The organism is Bacillus changyiensis (assembly GCF_027706145.1).
Lineage (GTDB): Bacteria > Bacillota > Bacilli > Bacillales > Bacillaceae > Bacillus > Bacillus changyiensis.
In genome coordinates this window covers 295,820-318,241 of sequence record NZ_JAQFWW010000001.1, presented here as the reverse complement: position 1 = coordinate 318,241, position 22,422 = coordinate 295,820, and the positions used below count along the sequence as shown (strand labels likewise).

The 22,422-nt window shown below is 35.1% G+C and carries 24 protein-coding genes, 1 tRNA gene and 1 pseudogene; 7 read left to right on the top strand and 19 right to left on the bottom strand.

Annotation, left to right across the window (positions count from 1 at the left end; translation table 11 throughout):
- Nucleotides 1–16: 16 nt before the first annotated feature.
- The gene (locus PDT38_RS01720; protein ID WP_270798570.1) at nucleotides 17–532 is read left to right on the top strand and encodes a sporulation protein; all 516 of its coding nucleotides are present in this window, start codon (nucleotides 17–19) and stop codon (nucleotides 530–532) included.
- On the opposite strand, the gene czrA is transcribed toward PDT38_RS01720, so the two are convergent.
- Nucleotides 510–830, bottom strand: a complete 321-nt coding sequence (gene czrA / locus PDT38_RS01715) for a Zn(II)-responsive metalloregulatory transcriptional repressor CzrA (RefSeq protein ID WP_172295730.1) — start codon at nucleotides 828–830, stop codon at nucleotides 510–512. The genes PDT38_RS01720 and czrA overlap by 23 nt on opposite strands.
- A 116-nt stretch (nucleotides 831–946) precedes the next feature.
- Entirely contained in the window at nucleotides 947–1,198 is a 252-nt protein-coding gene (locus tag PDT38_RS01710) for a YnfE family protein (protein WP_270798565.1), read from the bottom strand.
- A 174-nt stretch (nucleotides 1,199–1,372) separates the two neighbouring features.
- Here PDT38_RS01710 and PDT38_RS01705 point away from each other — a divergent pair, with 174 nt between their 5' ends.
- On the top strand, nucleotides 1,373–2,020 hold the full coding sequence (locus PDT38_RS01705; RefSeq protein ID WP_270798563.1) for a lysozyme family protein: 648 nt from the start codon (nucleotides 1,373–1,375) through the stop codon (nucleotides 2,018–2,020).
- 105 nt (nucleotides 2,021–2,125) lie between these two features.
- On the opposite strand, the gene PDT38_RS01700 is transcribed toward PDT38_RS01705, so the two are convergent.
- The 13 genes from PDT38_RS01700 to recQ form a co-directional block, all read right to left on the bottom strand.
- The gene (locus PDT38_RS01700; RefSeq protein WP_270798562.1) at nucleotides 2,126–3,115 is read right to left on the bottom strand and encodes a polysaccharide biosynthesis protein; all 990 of its coding nucleotides are present in this window, start codon (nucleotides 3,113–3,115) and stop codon (nucleotides 2,126–2,128) included.
- A 46-nt stretch (nucleotides 3,116–3,161) separates the two neighbouring features.
- Nucleotides 3,162–3,800, bottom strand: a complete 639-nt coding sequence (locus PDT38_RS01695) for a DUF1796 family putative cysteine peptidase (protein ID WP_270798560.1) — start codon at nucleotides 3,798–3,800, stop codon at nucleotides 3,162–3,164.
- 217 nt (nucleotides 3,801–4,017) lie between these two features.
- Complete coding sequence (locus PDT38_RS01690) at nucleotides 4,018–4,359, bottom strand: hypothetical protein (protein ID WP_270798558.1); 342 nt, start codon at nucleotides 4,357–4,359, stop codon at nucleotides 4,018–4,020.
- Between the two features lies 1 nt (nucleotide 4,360).
- Nucleotides 4,361–5,584: a glycosyltransferase family 4 protein gene (locus PDT38_RS01685; protein WP_270798556.1), complete on the bottom strand. Its 1,224-nt coding sequence runs from the start codon at nucleotides 5,582–5,584 to the stop codon at nucleotides 4,361–4,363.
- A 145-nt stretch (nucleotides 5,585–5,729) separates the two neighbouring features.
- Nucleotides 5,730–6,263, bottom strand: a complete 534-nt coding sequence (locus PDT38_RS01680; RefSeq protein WP_270798554.1) for a DUF420 domain-containing protein — start codon at nucleotides 6,261–6,263, stop codon at nucleotides 5,730–5,732.
- 136 nt (nucleotides 6,264–6,399) lie between these two features.
- Complete coding sequence (locus tag PDT38_RS01675) at nucleotides 6,400–7,377, bottom strand: hypothetical protein (RefSeq protein WP_270798552.1); 978 nt, start codon at nucleotides 7,375–7,377, stop codon at nucleotides 6,400–6,402.
- Between the two features lie 129 nt (nucleotides 7,378–7,506).
- A complete protein-coding gene (locus tag PDT38_RS01670; protein ID WP_270798550.1) occupies nucleotides 7,507–8,505 on the bottom strand; it encodes a hypothetical protein in 999 nt (332 codons plus the stop codon).
- 114 nt (nucleotides 8,506–8,619) lie between these two features.
- Nucleotides 8,620–9,615, bottom strand: coding sequence for a hypothetical protein (locus tag PDT38_RS01665; protein ID WP_270798549.1), 996 nt, complete (start codon nucleotides 9,613–9,615; stop codon nucleotides 8,620–8,622).
- A gap of 238 nt (nucleotides 9,616–9,853) precedes the next feature.
- Entirely contained in the window at nucleotides 9,854–10,819 is a 966-nt protein-coding gene (locus PDT38_RS01660) for a hypothetical protein (RefSeq protein ID WP_270798547.1), read from the bottom strand.
- Nucleotides 10,820–10,858: 39 nt separating this feature from the next.
- On the bottom strand, nucleotides 10,859–11,911 hold the full coding sequence (locus tag PDT38_RS01655; RefSeq protein WP_270798544.1) for a hypothetical protein: 1,053 nt from the start codon (nucleotides 11,909–11,911) through the stop codon (nucleotides 10,859–10,861).
- Nucleotides 11,912–12,211: 300 nt separating this feature from the next.
- Complete coding sequence (locus PDT38_RS01650; RefSeq protein WP_270798541.1) at nucleotides 12,212–13,252, bottom strand: hypothetical protein; 1,041 nt, start codon at nucleotides 13,250–13,252, stop codon at nucleotides 12,212–12,214.
- Nucleotides 13,253–13,468: 216 nt separating this feature from the next.
- Nucleotides 13,469–14,293 carry a 3D domain-containing protein gene (locus PDT38_RS01645; RefSeq protein ID WP_270798539.1) on the bottom strand — a complete coding sequence of 275 codons (825 nt, stop codon included), beginning with the start codon at nucleotides 14,291–14,293 and terminating at the stop codon, nucleotides 13,469–13,471.
- A gap of 214 nt (nucleotides 14,294–14,507) precedes the next feature.
- A complete protein-coding gene (gene recQ, locus PDT38_RS01640; protein ID WP_270798537.1) occupies nucleotides 14,508–16,310 on the bottom strand; it encodes a DNA helicase RecQ in 1,803 nt (600 codons plus the stop codon).
- 225 nt (nucleotides 16,311–16,535) lie between these two features.
- Here recQ and PDT38_RS01635 point away from each other — a divergent pair, with 225 nt between their 5' ends.
- Both PDT38_RS01635 and PDT38_RS01630 read left to right on the top strand, forming a co-directional pair.
- A complete protein-coding gene (locus PDT38_RS01635; RefSeq protein WP_270798535.1) occupies nucleotides 16,536–16,709 on the top strand; it encodes a YjfB family protein in 174 nt (57 codons plus the stop codon).
- A gap of 117 nt (nucleotides 16,710–16,826) precedes the next feature.
- Nucleotides 16,827–16,900, top strand: a tRNA-Arg gene (locus PDT38_RS01630).
- Nucleotides 16,901–17,552: 652 nt separating this feature from the next.
- Here the strand turns inward: PDT38_RS01630 and ybaK are convergent.
- The 3 genes from ybaK to PDT38_RS01615 form a co-directional block, all read right to left on the bottom strand.
- Nucleotides 17,553–18,038, bottom strand: coding sequence for a Cys-tRNA(Pro) deacylase (gene ybaK / locus PDT38_RS01625; RefSeq protein WP_270798534.1), 486 nt, complete (start codon nucleotides 18,036–18,038; stop codon nucleotides 17,553–17,555).
- A gap of 148 nt (nucleotides 18,039–18,186) precedes the next feature.
- Nucleotides 18,187–18,960: a subclass B1 metallo-beta-lactamase gene (gene bla, locus PDT38_RS01620; RefSeq protein ID WP_270798533.1), complete on the bottom strand. Its 774-nt coding sequence runs from the start codon at nucleotides 18,958–18,960 to the stop codon at nucleotides 18,187–18,189.
- A 444-nt stretch (nucleotides 18,961–19,404) separates the two neighbouring features.
- Nucleotides 19,405–19,626, bottom strand: coding sequence for a CotD family spore coat protein (locus PDT38_RS01615; protein ID WP_270798531.1), 222 nt, complete (start codon nucleotides 19,624–19,626; stop codon nucleotides 19,405–19,407).
- Nucleotides 19,627–20,000: 374 nt separating this feature from the next.
- Here PDT38_RS01615 and rpsN point away from each other — a divergent pair.
- A pseudogene (gene rpsN / locus PDT38_RS01610) lies at nucleotides 20,001–20,152 on the top strand (type Z 30S ribosomal protein S14).
- A gap of 60 nt (nucleotides 20,153–20,212) precedes the next feature.
- On the opposite strand, the gene PDT38_RS01605 reads toward rpsN, so the two are convergent.
- Entirely contained in the window at nucleotides 20,213–21,412 is a 1,200-nt protein-coding gene (locus PDT38_RS01605; RefSeq protein ID WP_270800087.1) for a YhgE/Pip domain-containing protein, read from the bottom strand.
- 184 nt (nucleotides 21,413–21,596) lie between these two features.
- Here PDT38_RS01605 and PDT38_RS01600 point away from each other — a divergent pair, with 184 nt between their 5' ends.
- Complete coding sequence (locus PDT38_RS01600) at nucleotides 21,597–22,202, top strand: TetR/AcrR family transcriptional regulator (protein WP_270798530.1); 606 nt, start codon at nucleotides 21,597–21,599, stop codon at nucleotides 22,200–22,202.
- A gap of 52 nt (nucleotides 22,203–22,254) precedes the next feature.
- Nucleotides 22,255–22,365, top strand: coding sequence for a biofilm-forming protein (locus PDT38_RS01595; protein WP_270798529.1), 111 nt, complete (start codon nucleotides 22,255–22,257; stop codon nucleotides 22,363–22,365).
- The last annotated feature ends 57 nt before the right edge of the window (nucleotides 22,366–22,422 follow it).

Below are 22,422 nucleotides of genomic sequence, written 5' to 3'. Positions count from 1 at the left end.
GGGAGGTTTAAAAAGGTTGCAGTTCAGTTTTTACAGCCTAAATTTGCTGGTTGCCGTCTGCTTTATTGTTTTTCTAAAATTGAAACGAGCGCTCGGTTTTCAGCCCATTCAGCAGGTTCGGATCGTGATCAGAATGTTTCTCTTCTCTATCCTTGCTGCTCTATTGCTGACTATGAGCGCTTTTAATCCCTTAGCATACCTTTATGATACAGTTGGAATTTTTGTAGGATTGTTATTAACAGTATTTGCTCTCAGACACATTTCATTTGAATACCGAGATGGAACGCTTTATTATCGGACACATTTGTGGGTTGAGCTTGCGATTTTGTCTATATTTTCATTTCGGCTTTTTAATCGAATCATGAATCTCAAGTTTCTCCAAGCATTAACGGAAGGGCATTCCTCGGCGTGGGGTGAGTTCTTTTCAGAAGATCCTGCAACAATGATCTGTTTTTTTGTACTGGCTGTCTATTACATTGGTTTCTCTTTTTTTATTCTTAAAGAGCAAATTAATCATGCTGGGTATGATTGATCATCTGCTTTAAGACATCCAATACATGTTGATCCTCCGGAGAATAGAAAATAGACGTCCCTTCCCTTCTGGATTTCACAAGCCTCAAGTTTTTTAAAAACCTGAGTTGGTGGGAAACAGTTGACTGAAGAAGACTAAGTTTTTCTGCAATTTCATTTACTGAATACTCCCCCTGAGAGAGCAAATGAAGGATTTTGATTCTCGTCGGGTCTGAGAGTGCTTTAAACGTCTGTGAGACAAGAAATAAAGTTTCTTCATCAAGTTCAATACGCTTCTGTTTTTGATTTTGTTCGTTCATGTTTTTCACCTTTTCCGTACGATATGTTCATACATATCATATACTAAAAGAGGCCGTATTGAAAAGTTTTCACTCTTTTTTTGATAGCAAACTAGCATCCCCAAAATCACGAGATGCTAGTTTTTTCCGTTCCGGTAGACATCTTCCAACTGAGAAAAAGAAATATCTCCAGCAGCACAATCTACGGCTGCATCAACAATTTGATCAAATTGTTCACCTGAATCACTTTCTTGTTTTAACCATCTTTCGTATTTTTCGATCTCCTCCTCCTGCCTTTTTAAGTCATCTTCTTTTCCATAGTAGTCAGAAGCATTCATTGTTTCGATATTTTTTTTGACAATTTCAACATAGTTTTTCAATTGATCCATCTTAAAAATCTCCTTTCTTTTTCCCACTAAACTCATCATTTACCGAATGATTTGTTTTTATGCACTGGTTATATAGACGGATAAATAAAATATTTAAACATATATCATTTGGTGTTAACTCTTAGAATATGTCATAATGAAAAAGTTGTGCAGACTTTTACAAGAGGTGAAACTATGAAGAGAAAGAAGATGGGGTGTGTTGCCAGAGCTGGCTGTTTAATTTTTTTCTTGTTTGTCTTCCTTATTTGCTTTATCCTTTTCGGTCTGGAACAATTGAAATGGCTTCCGCTCGACACTGAACCTATTATTATGGAGAGATTGAAAGACTATAAGCCTCTTGTAGAAGATAAACTGAAAGAAAATGGACTTCAACAATATACCTCCATTCTTCTGGGCATTATGTACCAGGAGTCAAAAGGTAAAGGTAGTGATCCCATGCAATCGTCAGAATCTCTCGGTTTAAAACGAAATGAAATAGACGACCCGAATACGAGTATTAAACAGGGTGTTCGTCATTTTGTAGATATGTATCAAAAAGGGCAGAAAAATGGAGTCGATTTAAAAGCAATTATTCAAAGCTATAATATGGGATCTGGCTATATTGAATATGTTGCGAAAAATGGAGGAAAGCATACGGAAAAACTGGCAAAGACATTTTCCAAAAAACAAGCGAAAAAAAACCCCGAGCTCTATAACTGTGGAGGAGACAAGGACAACTTCCGCTATCCTTACTGTTTTGGGGATTTTTCTTATGCTGAGAAAGTGATGGAACGAACAAAGAAAATCGAACAACAGATTGAAGGTTTAACAAGCCATTCATAAAACTGGGCGTATGGATATGTACGTCCAGTTTTTTTCAAAAAACGGAACATAAGCATCGCCTGCTAAATCGCATGCCATGCTTTTATGTCCGCAACATGAACGACATCATGTTGTTAAAAATCCACCTTTTGTTAACATGTTTCTTACTTCATTTTTGCTAATTAAAAAGTCTTCTGAGCTTAACTTTTGTGTTTGCAGTGGTTCTGAGTCAGCGTATTGTTCGTTTAGCTCAGGAATCATGATCGATGGTAATACAATCAAAAGGTCAGTTGTATGTGTAACAGTGTGTTGGCACTCATGTCCAGAGATCAGCACTTCATGTAGTTTTTCTCCTGGTCTTGCTCCACTTTCGATAATGGAAGACCGGTCATTTCCATACGTTTCAAGCAATATTTCTGCTATGTCGATCACCTTGCATGCTGGTGAATTCAAAATGAATGTTTCTCCACCAGACCCGATGTCCGCCGCCTTTAATAACAGTTGAATCGTTTTTTCTTTTGTAATGAAGAAACGTGTCATCCTTTTGTCTGTGATCAACACCTGATTCTTCTGCTTTATTTGATCTTTAAAAAGCTGAAGAACACTCCCACTGCTACCAAGGACATTACCTCCCCTTACACAAATAAAGGCTGTATCTGAATTCAAGTGGTTGGCATAAATAATCAGTTTTTCACCAATCGCTTTTGTCATTCCATAAAAATTAACAGGATCAGCCGCTTTATCTGTTGACACATTGATCACTTTTTTAACGCCGTTTTTAATTGCCGCTTCAATGACATTTTCGGTTCCAGTTACATTCGTTTTCAAGGCTTCAAGCGGCTGTTCTTCACAAACCGGTACATGCTTCAGGGCTGCTAAATGAAATACGTAATCGACCCCTTTTAAACCCGTTATCAATGCCGTTCGATCACGAATATCACCGATTAAAAAAGTTAACCGTTGATCTTCAATAAGCCTTCTCATTCGAACTTGTCTGTCTTCATTTCTAGAAAACACAATGATTTTTTTAGGACTTAAAGATAGTAACTGAAGGATCAGTTCATGCCCCCATGAACCTGTTCCCCCGGTAATAAAAATGACTTTATTTTCAAACATCCGCATTTTCTCCCCTTTATTGGTATCATCTTTGTGTTTATTAAAATTAAATGATCTTCACATCAAGAAGCATCTCTTTCCAATACTCATCATTTGAGTGCCAGATGTCTTGATCAGGAAGTTCAACAGCGCAAATTTTTTCTAATGACCAGTCCTTTTCAACGATTCCAGTTACATTGGTGTGGTTGATGAGGAGAACGCTAAAATCATTTTGAACCAAATCATTCAATACTTCTTCAAGTTCTTGCGCTTCATTGTAAGTGCCGCTCGTTCTGATAAAAAGAACACGCTTTGCAGAAGATATTTTTTCTAAAAAACGGTTAATTCTTCTATTTAGTTTTTCCATCACTTCGGAATATGTTGCTAAGTGGTCAAGCGTATTGCGGTCTGCTTTAAAATCGTGTGCCGAATCAACCTTATAAAAATCATCAGTTACAAGTATGTGCTTTTCTTTTGTAGCAATTGCGGTCGAATATCCAGTTACTCTTAAGTTTTGCGGTTCCATAAAACCGTCAAATTGATTTCGTAAAAGGCGGTTAAGCTCTGTCAGCGATGGTGTCCCCATCCAGTCTAGAGGGCCTGAATAAGGTCTCATATTCAATTTCCGAAGCTGAAGAGCCGTCAGGCAAAGATGCCCCAAGCTGAAAACAGCATCATATTCACCTTTTATTTGTTGCAAATTCATACTCCCACTCCTTCAAATCATTAGATAAAACAACCGAAAATGCTGTATTGAAGTAATTTGCAGTTTTTTAAACAGCCTCTCTTGAATCAAAATCAATTCATATGTTTTTAGTATTGTATGTTCATAGCTTTTGATTGGTAAAAGACAGTGACCTATCTTCAATTTAAATAATTCAAATAAGAGAAACCTTCGGAATACCGAAGGTTTTTGAGAAAGATCATGATTTCTTTTGTGATTTGAAGAAATTCATTGTGTCTTGATTAGGCAATGTATAATCGGTAGGAAGTGAGGCTTTAATGGATTCAAGTACTTTTTGATTGCTCTCAACAATCTTCTTGTTCATCTCTTCAAAGCTAGCTGTCAGTTCGCTATAGATATCGTCTTGGCTACTGTTGTCATCTGTTTCACTTGAAACCATTTCTTCGTTCTGATCGGTTACTTCTTCAAGCAAGCCATTTCGAAAAGAAAATAATAAATCTAAATATTTATCCCACCACTCCATATCAATCTCATCTTTAGATAACAATTCAAGTAAATGTGTCTTTATTTGTCTTTTCATATCACATGTCTCCTTTGTTTTTAATTGTTTTTTGATAAACAGTCAAAATATGGTTGACAGCATCATCCATATTCCAATATTCCAGAGCGAATTCACGGGCGTTTGCACCTAACTCTTTTCTTTGTGCTTCATCTTCCAGCAATCGATTCAAGCAGTTTGCTAGCGCTTCTTTATCCCCTTTTGGGGTTATAAGACCGGTCATTTCATGTTCTACAATTTCAGGAATTCCACCGGCATCACTAACAATGACAGGCAGTCCGGCAAGCTGTGCTTCAATCACTGATAAAGGTTGGTTTTCCAACAGGCTCGGGAGCACAAAAATGTCAGCAAGCGTCATTAAATATGGAACATCATTTCGATTTTTTAGAAATGTGATATCATCACTAAGACCCAACTGATCTGCTTGTACGCGGAGCCCTGCCAGTTTCTCTCCTTCCCCAACAATCCAGCATACCCAATCATTGCGAATTTCTTTTAGTTGTTCAAGTGCTGAGATTAAATGATGCACACCTTTGTTTTGAGTAAGTCTACCAGCAAAAAGAATGATTTTTTTATCTGTATAGGGCACTTCAGCAGTTTTCTCTGTCATGCGTTCTAAAAATTGATCGATATTGTAACCGTAATGAAATATCTCGATTTGTTCTTCGGAAACGCCAAACTCTCCTGTCAGAACATTCTTCATCCACTTGTTAGCCACAACTGTCACATCAGCACTCATTGCCCCGATTTGTTCAAGATAGTCAAAGTATGCTCTTGCTAGATCTGATGTAGATGATCGATGAATGGTCTCAAGCTGGTATCTAATTTCATATGCGACACAGCCGTGAAGAGTAGTGACAAGAGCTGTCTTTTCTGGCTTCACCCTTTTAAGACATCCGCTTGAGATGACATCCTGAGCATGAATGAGATCATATTTTTCCAACCCAAAATGTAAGGCCGCCAGTTCAAGCGTATAACGTTGAATTTCAGTGTATTCGACTAAATGATTCTTATATATTTCCGGAAACTTTTCATTGTCCAATTTTGCGTTTACCAAAGATAGTAGTTGAGCTTTATCTACTTTTCGGTTTTCATTAACAATATGAACAACTTGATTATCTTCTCCAAATCCAAGCAAATCCACATCATGACCTAGTGACTCAAGTTTTTCTTTTAACTGGACCATGTATGTCCAAACGCCACCTACATGAGGTATATTCCAATAAGTGGCAAGCAAAATTTTCATAAGCATCTCCCTTTTCTTTTCTATCCAATGCTCTAATTATTTATATTGACTACTTCCTATTCTTGTGTAGGACGTTTATCTAATTTAACGGGATTATTTTCAAAAGAGGTCATAAAAAAACCGGCAACTCGAGTTGCCGGTTTTTTTAATAGTAAGGGGAAATCATCATATAAACAATAACACCAGTAATACTAACATATAGCCATAGCGGCATTGTCCAACGGGCGAGTTTGCGGTGGCGTTCGACCTGCATGTTTAGCCCTCTCAATAATGTAAACAAGGCCAGCGGAACAATGATGGCTGATAACACAATATGAGTGATCAAGACAAAATAGTAGATTGGCCTTATGATGCCTTCACCACCAAAATGAGTATCAGGCATAAGTGAATGGTAAATCAAATATGAGACAAGAAAGATTGCCGTTGTGGTAAATGCTGCAATAATAAACCGTTTGTGCGCTTGAATATTTTTCTGCTTAATCATTATCAGTGCTGCAACTAAAAAAATGAATGTAAAGCTATTACAGACAGCATTCAGTAACGGCAAAAATGTTAAATCCAAATGGGCGAACTTATCACTTTTCGGCATAAAAAACAGCAAGGCGATCACACCGTTGATGATGATCGTCAACGTCACAACAATACCAGTATAGTTCTTATTTTTTTCTGTACGACTCATAATAAATGATCTCTCCTAATGTGTAAGCTATGAAAATCGTATTCAATATCGCCTGACTTGTCAATGTTTTCGCTTTGTTTTATGTCGATAAAAAATTCCCCTCGGATCAATCCGAAGGGAATTCTGGATCTTTATATTAAAAACCGCTTGGTTGCATCATGCCATTAGCCGGCATGCCTTGGAGTTCAGGTAGTGTCACAATCTCGTCTTTTTTCGGTTTTGTACTAAATGTTACTTTACCATCGATATTTTTGTAAGTAGTTGACGTAGTAATAGTGAAAGACTTAGGATAATCTTTTTGATCAAAAGCCATCTTCATACTAAGATCTTGAGTAAGGAAATTGTCTTTATCATCAAATGTTGATGTTACTTTGAAGTTTTCAAATTTCACTTTTTCTAAATCTTCTTTATTTGTTTTTCCACCAGTTGTTTGTTTAATAGTGTCCATAACTTTCATCATAATGTCTTTAATTTTTTCATCTTGAATGCTGACTGTAATTTTTTGAGTTGCTCCCTGTTTTTTCTCTTTATCTGTCAAATCTTCTTTTTCGAACTTATCATCAGATATGTCATCTACCGCTTTTTGTAAAGTTTTCACTAAATCGTTTTGCATTTTTTCTGTATCATTTGATGCTGTCTTCATCTCGTCAAGCGGTAATTCAAGATACTTTCCTTTTAACTTTGTAACATCCAATCCTAGCTTGCTCTGTATCATAGGACCGAAGTTTTCTATTACACTATCTAGTTTGATATACCCAATTTGTTTCTTTTCATCCATATAAACCGGAATATCAAAATTCATTGGCTTACCAAATACATTTATTTTACCTTTAAAAACAACTTCGGATTGCTTCGTTTTGGTATTTGTTTTACCGCTAATTGTTAGTTTTGCATTGTTTATCATATCCGCTGCTTTTTGATCTTCAGCACCAGACAGGTTTGAAACATCTACTTTTAAACCAAGATCAGTTGAAAATTCATAAGTTTCCGCGTTCTTCATCTTCTTGTAAGCAGATGTGTACGTTTCTTTAAGCTTAGCCCCGTCCTGTTGACATGCAGCTAATGCAAACACGAGAACTGAGCTCAATAAAAATAAAAGCCAATTTTTCTTCAAGTTAAACGCTCCTTTAGTATGACTATTTTCTTAATGTAAACAAAGGTATTAAAGAACCAGATACCTTAATATTCTATCATAAACTTTAGTTGATTAAAATAGCTATCTTCATATTCTTGAGTATCTTTACTATTTAGTAAACCCATTTATTTCTTCTCGGCCGCTCTGGTCAACTAGTCCTTCAAGTTCATCCATTGTTACAATTTGATCTTCTTCCGGTTTATAGTCGAATTTGACTTTCCGATCTAAACTATTGTAAGTAGTTGAGAATTTAATATTAAAATCTCCCTGAAAATCTTTATGATCAACCCCAATTGAAACATCAGTTGTTAAATATCGAAGAGATTTTTCCTTATTAATTGATGTTGTCATGTCAAATTTCTTAAATTTGACATCTGTTAATTCCTGTTGTAAATCATTTAGATCTGATTCTTTAAATGGGTGATTAAGCTCTTTTCCAATCTGCTTAGCAAAATGAGTGTACGCATCTTTGATTTCCTTATCACTAAAACTTAATGTGACTTTTTGCTCAGTTCCCTGCTGTTTTTCCTTATCTGTCAAATCTTCTTCTTTAAACTTATCTTGTGGAAAATCGTCTGCAAACATTTCTAGAGATTTCAAGAATAATCGTTTTACTTTTTCTGTATCTTGCGAACGATAATCAGCTTTTTCAAGTGGGAACTCGAGATACTTACCTTTAACACTTTCGAGTCTTTGGACAGTTGATGGACCAAGAATAATTCCGAAATTTTCTATCAGGCTATCTAGTTTGATATAGCCTCGTTTTTTATTTTCATCCATATATACAGGGACATTAAAATTCATAGCTAAGTTTCGATAACTAAACTTACCTTTAAAAACAAATTCAGACTGTTTTGTGTCTTTATTTGCTTTGAAATCTACTGTTAAATCTGCATTGTTAAACACTTCAGCAACTTCCTTTGATACATCTGTTAAGTTTGAAGTATCAATATTGATATCGATATCAGTCGAAAAATCATATGTTTTTGAATCCACCATTTTTTTGATAGCGGTTGTGTATGATTGTTTTGGATCAGTTTGCTGACAAGCTGCTAATGCAAAAACGAGAACGGAAGTTACCAAAAGTAATAACCAATTTTTCTTCAAGTAAAACACTCCTTTTCCTGATTATTTTCAATAACTAATCAAGAAACCTGCTTGTATTCTTTCATTTCTTCAAAATTATAATGGATATATAATCTTATCATCCAATATGCATATCTAGTTCATCTCAGTTGCTTGAGTCATCAGCTCTTCAAATTCATCTTCTGTTAAAATTTGATCTTTATTCGGCTTGTATTTTAACGTAACATCACCATTGATATTTTTGTAAGAAGTTGAAAGTTTGAATCCTATATCCCCAGTAAAATCATTATGATCAACATGAAGTAAAATATCGGTATCAAAATTGTGAATATATTCTTTGTTATCCATGGTTGCGGTCATACTTAGTTTCTTAAAGTTGATTTTTTCAAAGAAATCTTTTAATTGATTCATCTCTGTATCCGTAAGCGGGTCTTTCAGTGTTTCTCCGCAAACATCTAAGTAATTCATAATAAATGTTTTAAAACCTTTGTTACTAAGACTTAATGTGACTTTTTGAGCTGATCCTTGCTGGCTTTTTTTAAAATTGTCTTGTGGTATATCATCCATAGCTTTGATCAATGATTCCTGTAGTTTTCGTTTGAGTCTTTCTTCTGTATGTGGATTTAGGGGTTGATCTTCTTCAAGCGAGAACTCAAGATATTTGTTTTTAACACTTTTTAAATGATTTTCGCTTGTGCCAAGAAAAATCCCAAAACTCTTCAACGCATTATCTAGTTTAATATAACCACGTTGTTTGTTCTCATCCAAGTAAACTGGGACATTAAAATCCATTGACAAATTTTCATATGAGAATTTACCTTTGAAAACAAGTTCTGACTGTTTCGTTTCTTCATTTGCTTTTATATCGACTGTTAATTTTGCATTGTTTATCACATCAGCAATCTCTTTATACTCACCTTGCAAGTTGGAAGTATCTATGTTTATGTCAGCATCAATCGAACTGTCATATGTTTTTGCATTCAGCATTTTTTGGAATGCTGTTGTGTATAATTGTTTTGGATCAGTCACTTTTCCCTCTGTCGTTTTATGATTTGCATCTTGCTGACAAGCAGCTAGTACAAGTACGAAAGCTAAAATTAGCCAAACACAAGACCATTTCTTTTTCTTCAATATTGAACCCTCCTCCTCTATAAGTTATCAAAATTACTACCAATATTCCTATGTATTTTATCATGAAAAATCTAAATTCTAGTTTAACATTACATTAAAATTCGCCCATATTCGACTTTTTTCATTAAAAAACCCCTAGATTATAACAGGCTCACGATATTACTTACTGTAGCTGTAACGCTATAATTGTGTAACAAAAAATTCCCTTCAGGGCGTATAACCTGAAGGGAATTGCATACTAACCTCTTCTTGCTCTAATGATTTCAGCACCAACCATCGTTTTAAATTCAAAAAGTGTTACAATATCTTGCTTTTCTGGTTTGATATTGATATTTACTTCTCCATCCATATTACTGAAGGAAGTCATTGCCTTGATTTTGAAAGATGCAGGTTTTTTATGGACATCAACTCCCATTGTGAAATCTGTTTGTTGAGTTAGAAGATTTTCCTTATCATCAAGTGATACTGTCCAATTTGATTTTTTAAAATTGACATGCTTAAACACATCATCAAGATCATTTTTCGTAAACTTTTCTTTTAAATTGTCTTGATAGACTTTGAAGATTTGTTGAATCACTGATTTAATCAGTTGATCATTAAGGCTAAGTGTGATTTTTTGAGCAACTCCCTGCTCTTTTTCTTTATCTGTCAAGCTCTCTTCTTTAAAATGACTATCAGACAGATTATCTATTGTATTATTAAGAGATTTTAATAGTTTCTCTTTCTTCTCTTCTGATGTTGCTTCATCTTGATGAAGTGGGAACTCGAGAAATTTCCCTTTGAAGTTGTCAAATTTCACATCTGGGTGATTGATGAGGGTGCCAAACTGATCAGCTAAACCGTCTAATTTAAGATAACCAAGTTGTTTTTGTTCATCTATCAAAACAGGAATATCCAGGTCCATTGTTTTGCCTTTAACTTTCATCTTACCTTTAACAGTCATTTCGGTCTCTTTTGTTTTCGTATTTGTCTTACCGGTTATTGTGATTTTTGAATTGTTTAGATCTTCAATTCCTTTCTGATCCTTCTCAGGGAGGTTAGGAATATCTAAGTTGAAATGAATATCGGTTGAAAACTCGTATGTTTCTGCTTCCAACAAATTGATATAAGCAGATGTGAATGATTCTTTAGGCTTAGGTTGACAAGCAGTTAATGCAAAAATGAGAACTGCGCTCAGTAAAAATAAAATCCAATTTTTCTTCAAGTGAAATACTCCTTTTGTCGAATAACTTTAAGTAATCTATCATATTTTTTGAGTTGCGATAGTCAATATCTTTTCAAATTCATCTTCTGATACAATTTGATCTTTTTTAGGTTTGTCCATTAATGTGATATCCTCGTTGATGTGTTTGTAAGATGTTGATAATTTGAACCCGATATCTCCAGAAAAATCACTATGCTGAACCTTAACTAATAGATCTGCATCAAAATTTTGAAAAGTTTCTTTGTCATCAATGGTTCCTGTCATTTTCAGTTTCTTAATGGTGATCTTTTTTAACATGTCTTCCATTTCGCTCAACTCCGATTTTGAAATCGGGTCGTTGATTGCTTTTCCCATGACATCAATTAATTTAATAAATGCTACTTTCGTCTCTTTGTCATTAAGGCTTAGTGTGACTTTTTGAGCTGCTCCCTGCTGTTTTTCTTTACCTGTCAGCTCTTCCTTCTTAAATTTATTTTGTGGTAAATCACCATTTACTTTATTTAATGACTCCCGAGATTTCTGTTTTATTTTTTCTTCCGTATATGAAGTGAAAGGTTGATCATCTTCTAGTGGAAACTCAAGATATTTATCTTTAACACTTTCTAAATGATTTTGGCTTGTACCTAGAAAAATCCCAAAATTCTTCAACATACTATCTAGTTTGATATAGCCGCGTTGTTTTTCCTCATCCATGTATACAGGAACATTAAAATCCATTGTCAAATTTCGATAAGAGAATTTTCCTTTAAAAACGAGTTCTGACTGTTTCGTTTCTTCATTTGCTTTTATATCGACTGTTAATTTTGCATTGTTTATCACATCAGCAAATTCTTTATACTCACCTTGCAAGTTGGAAGTATCTACATTGATGTCGGCATCAATCGAACAGTCATATGTTTTTGCATCCAGCATTTTTTGGAATGCTGTTGTATATAACTGTTTTGGATCGATCACTTTTTTTTGCTCACTAACCTTTTTAGTTTCAGTCGATTTTTGTTCTGTAGCTTTCTGTTCTGTCCCTTGCTGACAAGCAGCTAGTGCAAGCACAAAAGCTAAAACCAGCAAAACACAAGACCATTTCTTTTTCTTCAATATTAAACGCTCCTTCAAGTCATAAAAAATAATTGTAATATGCTTATGTATTTTATCATATAAAGTCTAAAATATTGTTTAATACTACCTTAAAATCACTTCATATCAACAAAAAAAGGTGCTAAGAGCCATATACTCGTTTCTACTTAAAGATTTGCAAAGACCATGTGACTTTATGAGCTGATCGCTCACAGTGATACCGACTAGTTAATATTTCCTAGTTTTATGCAACTAAAAAAATCCCCTCGGACCAATCCGAAGGGATTTACACTAAAACGCAATTCTCTCGTAAATTACTATTTAATTATACTTTCTTTGCATCAGTAGTTTATTCAATTCGGCTTGTGTTACAATTTGATTTTCTTTCGGTTTGTACTTAAATGTAATATCACCATTCACGTTTTTGTAAGTGGTTGATAATTTGAATCCTATATCCCCAGAAAAATTGTCTTTTTCAAATTGACCAACATTTACTAAAATATCTGTATTAAAATTTTTAAAAGCGTTTTTGTCATCGATTGTTGCTGTAAAATTCATTTTCTTGAAATTGATCTTTTTTAAGCCGTCTTTTAGTTGATTCATCTTGTTATCTTTAATCGGTTTGTTCATTGCTTCTCCTAAGACATTGACGAAATTAATGAACAATGCTTTAAAGTTCTCATCACTAAAGCTTAGTGTGATTTTATGGGCTGCTCCCTGCTGCTTTTCTTTATCTGTCAGCTCTTCCTTCTTGAAATTGTCTTTTGGTATATCTATTTTCCCTAAAGTCTCTAGTGTTTTCTGTTTTACTTCTTCTGTCTTTTGTGAAGTTATTTGTTGATCGTATTCAATTGGTACTTCAAGATATTTATCTTTAACACTCTCTAAATTTATTCCTTTTGCATTAAGAACAAACCCAAAACTTTTGATCATACTATCTACTTTTACATAGCAATGTTGTTTATTTTCATCTATGTATACAGGGAGATTAATATCCATTGACAGACCTTGATAAGAAAACTTGCTTTTCAAAACGACTTCATATTGTTTCGTTTCTGTATTCCCTTTTACATCGGCTTTTAATTTTGCATTGTTAATCACTTCCACAAATTCTTTATCCTCATCTTTTATGCTGGAAGGATCTACATTGATGTCGATATCTGCTGAAACATCAAAAGTTTTTGCAGCTTGTGTGTTTTTGTAAGCTGTTGTAAATAATTGTTTTGGATCAGTTATTTTTTGCTCAGTCTTTTTTTGCTCAGTAGGTTTCTGACTTGCAGCTTTCTGATCTCCTTGCTGACAAGCAGCTAATGCAAGTACAAAAACTGAAATTAGCACGAACAAAGTCCATTTCTTCTTCAATATTAAACGCTCCTTCATAATTAAGTTTTTCAAAGATCATACCAGATTTCCATATGTATCTTATCATAAAAAATCAAACTCTTAGTTTAAAATTACATTAAAATTCGATTATTTTAGACAAAAAATGATGTTCGAGAGTGGTGATTAGCGGTTTTAAAGTATTAAAAAAAACACTGATCATGATTTATGATCAGTGCCTTGTAATATCAACATCTATTAATGTAAGACTTTAATCTTAACTGAGCGAACGCCCCAATTTTTTGCAGCTGAATGGCTTGGGACAAATACATCAATTTTGTTACCTTTAATAGCTCCGCCAGTATCACCAGCAATAGCTTCTCCATATCCTTCAACATATACTCTAGAGCCAAGCGGAATCACACTTGGGTCAACAGCTATTACTTTCGCATTCTTATTTGCTCGCAAATTAATACCTGTCGCTGTAACACCAGACCCCACATTAGCAGTATATGCTGTCGCTGTAACCGTCATCGTTTTTGCCGCGCTTTGAGATGGGTTTGAACGTGGAGCTGCCTTTTTTGTAGGTGCTTGTTTTTGTTCAGGAACTGCCTTTCTTTCAGGCGCCTGTTTTTGTTCAGGTATCTTCTGTTTTACATCAGCTGTTTGATGATCCTTTGGTTCAACGGGCTGAGAAGTATCTTGAACCATTTTTTGACCATCGACAGAAATGGTTGTATTTGCATAAATCAGATCTGATTTTATGTCGTTCCAATTTTTAAGATCGCTCACGGTGACACCGAATTGTTCGGCAATTTTCCAGAGAGTGTCTCCTTTTTTAATTGTGTATTGTTTCTTTTCTATCTTTTTTTCAGAAACGTTCAGCTTTTGACCTGGGATGATGAGGTCAGTAGAAAGCTGATTCCATTGTTTTAAATCCTCTAGGTTTACACCTTGTTTTTGCGAGATACCCCAAAGTGTATCACCTTTTTGAATTGTTACTTCTTTTGCGGAGGCACTCGCTCCGAAAGCAGTTGATGATAATGCCGCAACTGCAACAAAGGACATAAACGTCTTCTTCATAAGTAAATCCTCCCTTGTTAGCTTTTTATTGTCCGGCTAACAAGAGCAATGGTATCATATGAAAATGTCAATTCAATAACAAAACAATGTGTTTTAGATTACAGTTATTTTACAAGGAGGATTTGTTTTGCTTGTAAAATCGGGTCTACACAGTCAAAATCCAGTCATAATAAGGTTTGATTGAGTGCGCAATTTTTTAATGAACGGTTATTTTTCACTCTAATTCATTTGTAATTTTTCCTTTATTTTTAGATTTATAGGCTTTAAGTTCCTTTAAAAATAAATCACCGTATTTTTTTCTTTTTTGTTCACCCACCCCTTTAACATTCATTAATTCATCTTCAGTCAAAGGAATTTTCGTGCACATATCTTTCAACGTTTCATCGGAAAAAACAATAAATGGAGGCACTCCTTGTTCTTGCGCAATTTTCTTACGCACCGTTCTTAAATGTTCAAACAGTTGATCGTCTTTAACAATTTGAACTGTATTCATTTTTTCTTTGCGCGTCACCTTTTCTTGTCCTAACAAAACAGTTCGTCCTTTATTGGTGACAAAGAGAATCGGAAATGTTCCCTCAGACATCTGTATGTATTGATCCGCTATTAAAAACTCAATAAAATCACTAATTTCCGATACAGATCGTTGCTTTAAAATACCGTATGTTGATAACTGTTGAAAACCATTGTCCATCACTTTCTTATTTTTTGATCCGGATAGCACTTGTGCAACCATTGTTTTTCCAAATCGTTCCCCCATTCGGATGATACAAGATAATACCATTTGTGCTTCTTTGGTGACATCTGACATCTTTCTTGTATCAAGACAATTGCCACACCGACCACAGCTTACTGTCTGTTCTTCTCCAAAATAAGAAAGAATAAACTGTTCAAGACAGTCTTCTGTATGACAAAAATCAACCATTTGCCTCAGTTTTTTCATGTCTTGTGCTTTAATTTCTTCATCTTCTATAGACTGCTCAATTAAAAACCGTTGTAGCCTGATGTCTTGAGGAGAAAATAGCAATATACACTCACTCGCAAGTCCATCACGCCCAGCACGCCCTGCTTCCTGATAATAACTTTCCATACTTTTCGGAATTTGATAGTGAATACAGTAACGAATATTAGATTTGTCGATCCCCATCCCAAAAGCAGATGTCGCAACCATTACACTCAATTCATCATTTAAAAAAAGGTCTTGCTGGCGCTCTCTTTCTTCATCATTCATGCCACCATGATAACATCCAGCAGCAATTCCTTTTTTAAAAATTTTTCTAGATATTCTTTCCGCTTCACGCCTTGTGGTGGTATAAATGATGCCTGCTTCAGAACGGTTTTTTAAAATATATGACTCAATGAAATGCTCTTTATTCTCCCCTTTAAGAATTTTAAATGTCAAATTATCTCTCGAAAAGCCCGTGAAAATAGTGTTTTCTTTTCGAATGCCAAGTTGTGCGCAAATATCCTCATGAACTTCAGGGGTTGCCGTCGCCGTCAAAGCAAGTACTATAGGGCGATTGCTAAGTGAACTTAAAAACTCTTTAATATGTCTGTAACTCGGTCGAAAATCGTGGCCCCACTGGGAAATACAATGTGCTTCATCTATGGCCACAAGAGGAATGTGGATCTCTGAAACCACACGGATAAAATCAGGTGAACTTAAACGCTCAGGTGTAACATAAAACAATGTATAGCCGCCTTGTTTGAGAATAGATAAGCGTTCATTTATTCTATCAATATCAAGGGAACTATTAATATATGTAGCTTTAATACCCGCTTGATTTAAAGCATCCACCTGATCTTTCATAAGAGAAATTAAAGGAGAAATGACAAGGGTTGTCCCCGCAAAAAGAAGTGCTGGGATCTGATAGCAAATCGATTTTCCACCCCCTGTTGGCATAATACATGCTGTATCAAGTTGATTGGTAACGACAGATTGAATTGCTTCCTGTTGACCTGAGCGCAATGATTGATAGCCAAAATAGTGCCGTAATAATGTTTCGGCTTTCTCTAACATGTTAACGAAAACCTCGCTTTAATCTTTTTTATGCTATCATCATAACACAATTAAAGTAGTAGATAATCTATTGATTAAAACAGGAAAATGACCGAGGGAAGTCTTATTTTTCAATAGAAAAACTTAAAAATCACTAATAGATTCTTAAATTTAAAATACCCATTTGCATCAGAATATAAACACGAGATTTTTTTATCCGATATAACGTGTTAAGGAGGTGATTACATGGATATTGCTGTTCTTTCTATGGCGATGAGTCAAGCAGCACTTGCCCAAAATGTTCAAGTCTCCTTGACAAAAACGGCTTTAGATGTTGGAAAGCAAAGTGCTGAGCAATTGATCGATATGGTTAAAGCACCCCATCCCGTTTCAGGCCATCATATTGACATGAAAGCCTAAAAGAGGACATGCATTCAGTTTTTGCTGAATGCATGTCTCTTTCCTGTCGAAAGTCAATAAAAAAACAAAACCTTCCCCTTTCTTTTTTTATTTTTTTGTATTATAATATATTTCCATGTCCCAGTAGCTCAGGTGGATAGAGCAACAGCCTCCTAAGCTGTGTGTCGGGAGTTCGAATCTCTCCTGGGACGTTGCAAATACAAAGAGGAAAACCCTTATGTGCCAAGGGTTTTCCTCTTTTTTCATTTGTTGTTTTTATCAAGATTTTCATGGGATTTTTTTAATGACAAACTCTGCTTAGAAAAGATAATTAAATCACGCGTTTAAAAAACGACCTTTCCTGAACATTCGTTCCCTTCCGATCTCTGAACCTTATAATCATTTTAGTGGATTGCCCTGTTGTCAAAGAAAGATAAATAGACCCTCCCTTGAGCCTCCAAACTTAAAGGGAAAGGTCTATCTAATAAGACACCTTTTTGAGCCAGCCCTTTGACGGGCCACTTTGTACAATGGACTCGACTGTTGAGAGCAGTCGGGTCTTTTTAGTTTATGCAAATGGTTAAAAATTCATCCTTACCATAATGATCAGCCAAGAAACATTTTTTTGCAATGAGATGGCTTATTTAAAGCTGATGATCTATCTTCCCACGAAGAAACTATCCAAACAACCTTTTAGCTATGTTATGTGCTTTCTAACCTGTACCAGTAAAAGTTTTTTCTAATCCATATGGTTAGTTATTCTTGGCTAAAATGAATGATTGATTGAAAACAGGATGGAAACATCACTCTGTTCCCACCTGCTAAAATTGTCTCTTTTATTTGCAGACTTATATCCTCATATTGTCATGATATAATAGCCGCAAATTTTGCATTGCATGCTTTTGCTAAATCTTGTGGTGATAATTTTAGTTGCATACCAATTTTCCCTGCACTAACAATCATATAATCTAATGCTTCTGCAGTTTCATTAATATAAGTAGGAAACAACTTTTTCATACCAATCGGTGAGCAACCACCGCGAACATATCCAGTTAAACCAAGAAGGTCTTTGATTGCAATCATTTCTATTTTCTTTTTGCCTATTACCTTTGCTGCCTTTTTTAAATCTAATTCACTTGCAACAGGGACAACAAAAACGTAATAATGATGATCTCCAGATGTTGCAACCAACGTTTTATAAACATATTCAAAAGAATAACCAATTTTTTCCGAGACAGAGATACCATCTACCAATTGTCCAGCATCTGTTTTGTAACTTAATAACTCATAGGAGATTTTTTGTTGTTCAACCAAACGAACTGCATTTGTTTTTGCCATTTTTTTAGCCATATTCTTCCCCCGCTATCATGTATATCTCCATAATTGTAACAGAAAAATATGAATAACAAAGGATCTGACTTTTTGTATCCAAAGCAACACTCTTATATATATTTGTTACTCAAATTATTACCTCTTTATCTCTTGCTGTCTCTCCTTTTTAATCCAACCTATGTTGTTTAATGAGATCAATTGTGTGAAAGAGTAAACTCTTATCTCCCCAGTTTCCATGTCCAGGTACTACTGTTTTGACGTGTGGATATTTTTCAATTACTTTTTTAACAGAGTCATCCCATTGTTCTACATTTGCATCTGAAAGGTTACCAAGATCATTTGCATCTAGTGACTTGATCAAGCACCCGCCAAATAATAGCTTAGATTTGGGAAGCCAAACCGTAATATTATCTTTCGAATGACCTTCCCCAGGATAAAAAGCTTCAATAACAATATCCTCTACTTTGATGATTGGCTTTACATCAAGTGTCGGTTTCGGCGAAGGATAACCATATTCTTTAGCTAGTTTTGCTGTTAATTTTGTACTACGCACATCGATTCCTTGTTTAAGTAATGCCCGAATACCTGAAATACTATCATCATGCGCATGTGTAATTAACGCCAGAACGACTTTTTTCTGCAAATGTTTTTTGATCATCTTTAATAACTCTTCGGTTTTTTGGTCGTTTCCCCATGCTGTATCAATCAAAACGACTCCTTGGGAAGTGGAAACGACTAACCCATTATGGTCATACGTTTTGCCATTCCACTCATTGTAAGATGTATGCGCCCATACATTGTCATTCAATTTTGTTAAGACAATCGTCTTATCTTGGTTAGTCATCTGTGTAGAAGATGTTGTTGAATGGGCACTTACAGGATTATGAAACGAGATCAAGGTAATGAATAATGTTAACAACAAACGACACACAATTTTCATCTACAATTCTCACCTTTCTAAATTGGGTTTTGTCAAACGTATCATACAATATTAGACATTACAGCATTCAATCCTTTAATAAAGGCTTGAAATGGATGTAAAAGCTGCTCTATACACGGATAAAGTTCTTCAGGTACAACTAAATGAATGGAATCTTTACATTTTGACTGTAAAGTCTAGGAATCTAGAATTTTAGAAGCTACTGATGTATAAAAGGAATCTATTAATTGGCTGACTTTAGCTAACGTTCTCCAAAAGACTACTAAACGAAGTGTAAGTTCCAAAGAATTGAGCGTAAATTATACTTTTTTAGGAAGCTGTCCAGTTTAGAAAATAGAAAAAAGCACTCTGCAGAGCATAACAGCTCTACAGAGTGCTTTATTGTGAGGAACTTCACGTTCATTGGAAAGGTCAATGTTCATTCATTTATCCGAATGTTGAAGATTATCTACAAGGTTTTCCGCAACAAGAATGGTCATGTGAAACTGGTTTATATTTTGAATAAGTGTGCGGATAGTAATGAACGTGCTCAAATTTGTGATGATGAACCTTTTTTGTATGCTGCGGATGGATGTGAGGAACGATTGCTTTAGAGAAACTATGGTGTTCACAATAGTTAGTAGGATACACAATTGGCGGCAGCACATGTGGTTTACAAGGATACATAAATACATTCTCCTTTCCCTTTGGTTTCATTCCTTCACTATTAAATTATGATAGAAGGAAAAACTTGTACTAATAAAATGGCTGATTTAGCGGCCTTTTTGTGACCTATTTTATAGGTTGCTACGATCAAACTGACCATATGTCTTAGTATAAAAAGCAGTAACATACGATTGTCAGTCCCTCTTGTAAAGAACTTAGTTGTTGTTTTCGCGTATCAGTCTTCTCGAGAAAAATGTTTGAGATTACATCTTCATTATCATTTGATCCTCTTTTAATCATACATATACTAATTGATGAAATCTTTTTTTGTTTCAAGTTTTAGTTATCTCAAATGAAAGTCCGACCATATCTACAAAATTCATTTGGAATTTGTATTGATCGGACTAAGGATTGTTAAACAGAAACGAGATCAAAAGTTTAAAGTTCGTGAATATTCACGATGTGAACGTTGGGACAGACTGCACTAGTCATTCGGAAGTTTAAGCTTTGCCGAATTTGTTTCCATGAGCTGGCCTATAAAGGGTAGATTCCCGGCGTTAAAAAAGCTAGTTGGTGATAACTGTCAGCCTCATATAAGCTGGCTTTTTTATTTTGTTTCTACCGGATGATGAACCGCTTCTCCCTTTTCTTTACAAACCGCACTTCGTTTTAAAGCAGATGCTAATAAAAAAATGAAGCTTACAAGTCCGATCCATAGCAATATAGAAACGGGTTGACTCAAACTTAAATCTTTATGAAAAAACAGTAAATCACGCAAACCGTCTGCAGCGAAACGCATTGGCAACCAAGGATAAAACCAATCGCGATAAAAGATTGACATAAATTCTGGTGCTATCGTTAATAATGGTGTTCCAAAAAAGAAAAGAATACCGAAAATACCTGCCCCGCCAACTCCAATCCACGAAATAACTGCAGAAACCATTAAGTATAAACAGCCATAACAGATAGTGATGAATAATGCAGTTTCGTGCATTTGCGGTATGTTGAGACCCACCCAATCATTCGCGATCCAAACAAGACTATATCCGATGATCATGGCAAGAACTGCGCCAATTAAGCCTTGAGCCACTCGTGTTAAAAGTGCATCGGCTCGGCTTGAACATTTTATTTTTTTTGCTGTTAGAAAGATGAGTACTGCCCCGATTAAACTGGCCATCCAAAGTGGCTGAATCAAAGAAATCGGTGCATTTCCATTCGCACTGTGACTTCCGGTTTGATTGACATTTTCAACTTTACTAGTGATCGGTGATGCTATGGCAGAAGCCTGTTCAACAGTAAGTGATGCACCTTGCTTTTTAAAATTTGTTAAAATCTGCTTCCGACTATTTTGATTGATCCGTTCGACGACTTGATTCAATACTTGTCCAGATGCATTTGCTGCCATTGTGTTAGCGCCTTGATTGATCACAATGTGAATCTTCGGAGCAGCTGGATTTTTAGTTTGGAATGTAGCCTGTTTTTGACTAAAATCTTTTGGAATGATAAGAGCAGCATAATATTTACGATTATTCAGCCCTTCATGAACAAGTTTCTGATTTTTGACTTTCACCCATTTGGCTACAGGCTCTTCATCCGATTTTGATAAATGAATGATTTTTTGAGCAATGTCCTCACCCAAATTCATTTTTACTTGACCCGATATTTTGATTCCCTGATCTTCATTCACAATGGCAATCGGCAGTTTTTTGGGAACAGGATTGACTGATGGAATTAATGTGAGTGAAAAAACCACTGTCACGACAAATACAATGATCGGTGCTAATAAAACAAATTTTTTCTTTAACAAATTCATTTGATACGACTCCTTTTCCTAAAAAATAAACACTGTGTTGATTAATGTTCTTTGTGTTTATTATAATTACTTTGTATGAGAACTCAATGAACAAAAAATCTAGATATGTCAATTAGTCGACACCGAACATCGAAATTGTTTATTTGTTTAAAAATTTTTTAATGGAGGATCACAAAAAATGGAAAAGAAAAAGGCTGACAGAAGAATTTATCGGACGAAAAGGCTGATTAGAGATGCGTTATCTGTCTTGATGGAGGAGAAATCTTTCGAAGAAATTACTGTAAAGGATATAACAGAAAAGGCTGATATTAATCGGGGGACATTTTACCTGCATTATCAAGATAAATACGATTTATTGGAGCAAAGTGAAGACGAAGTCATTAAGGAGATACAAAAATTAGGTGTGGAATCCATCAACTTTATAGAGAGTTGGAAAACTTCTGTGATTGAAACACCTCTCCCATTTATCATAAACGTCTTTGAATACTTCAAAAAGAATGCCGTTTTTTTAAAGTCGATTTTAGGGCCAAAAGGAACTGGCTCATTTCTTATCAAGTTTAAATCTGTATTGTCCACCAACCTAATGCGCATTAAAAAGACGATCAAGGGCGACACCCTTGTACCAGAGGAATATTTAATTTCTTACATTGTCGGTGCTCATATTAGTGTATTGCAGCAATGGCTTGGAAGCGGAATGAAAGAAACCCCTGATGAAATGGCACTGATCCTGTCAAGAATGACTGGTATGGGACCAGCATTTGCAGCAGGTTTAAGAACTAAATGAATGTATAACAAATCAAAATCAATCCACAATATAGAGCAAAGGTGGTGAGATCATGCATAAGAAAGGTATTAAAAACGGTAGTATTGAACAGCTTAAAAATGATCATGAAACAGAAAGTGCATTCCAACAAGATCAAAAAAACAAACAACAAAAAAAGCGATAAAGTTTGTAGGTGGGTGTTATAAATGATGAACCATGTCAAGGCATTCTCTATAAAATC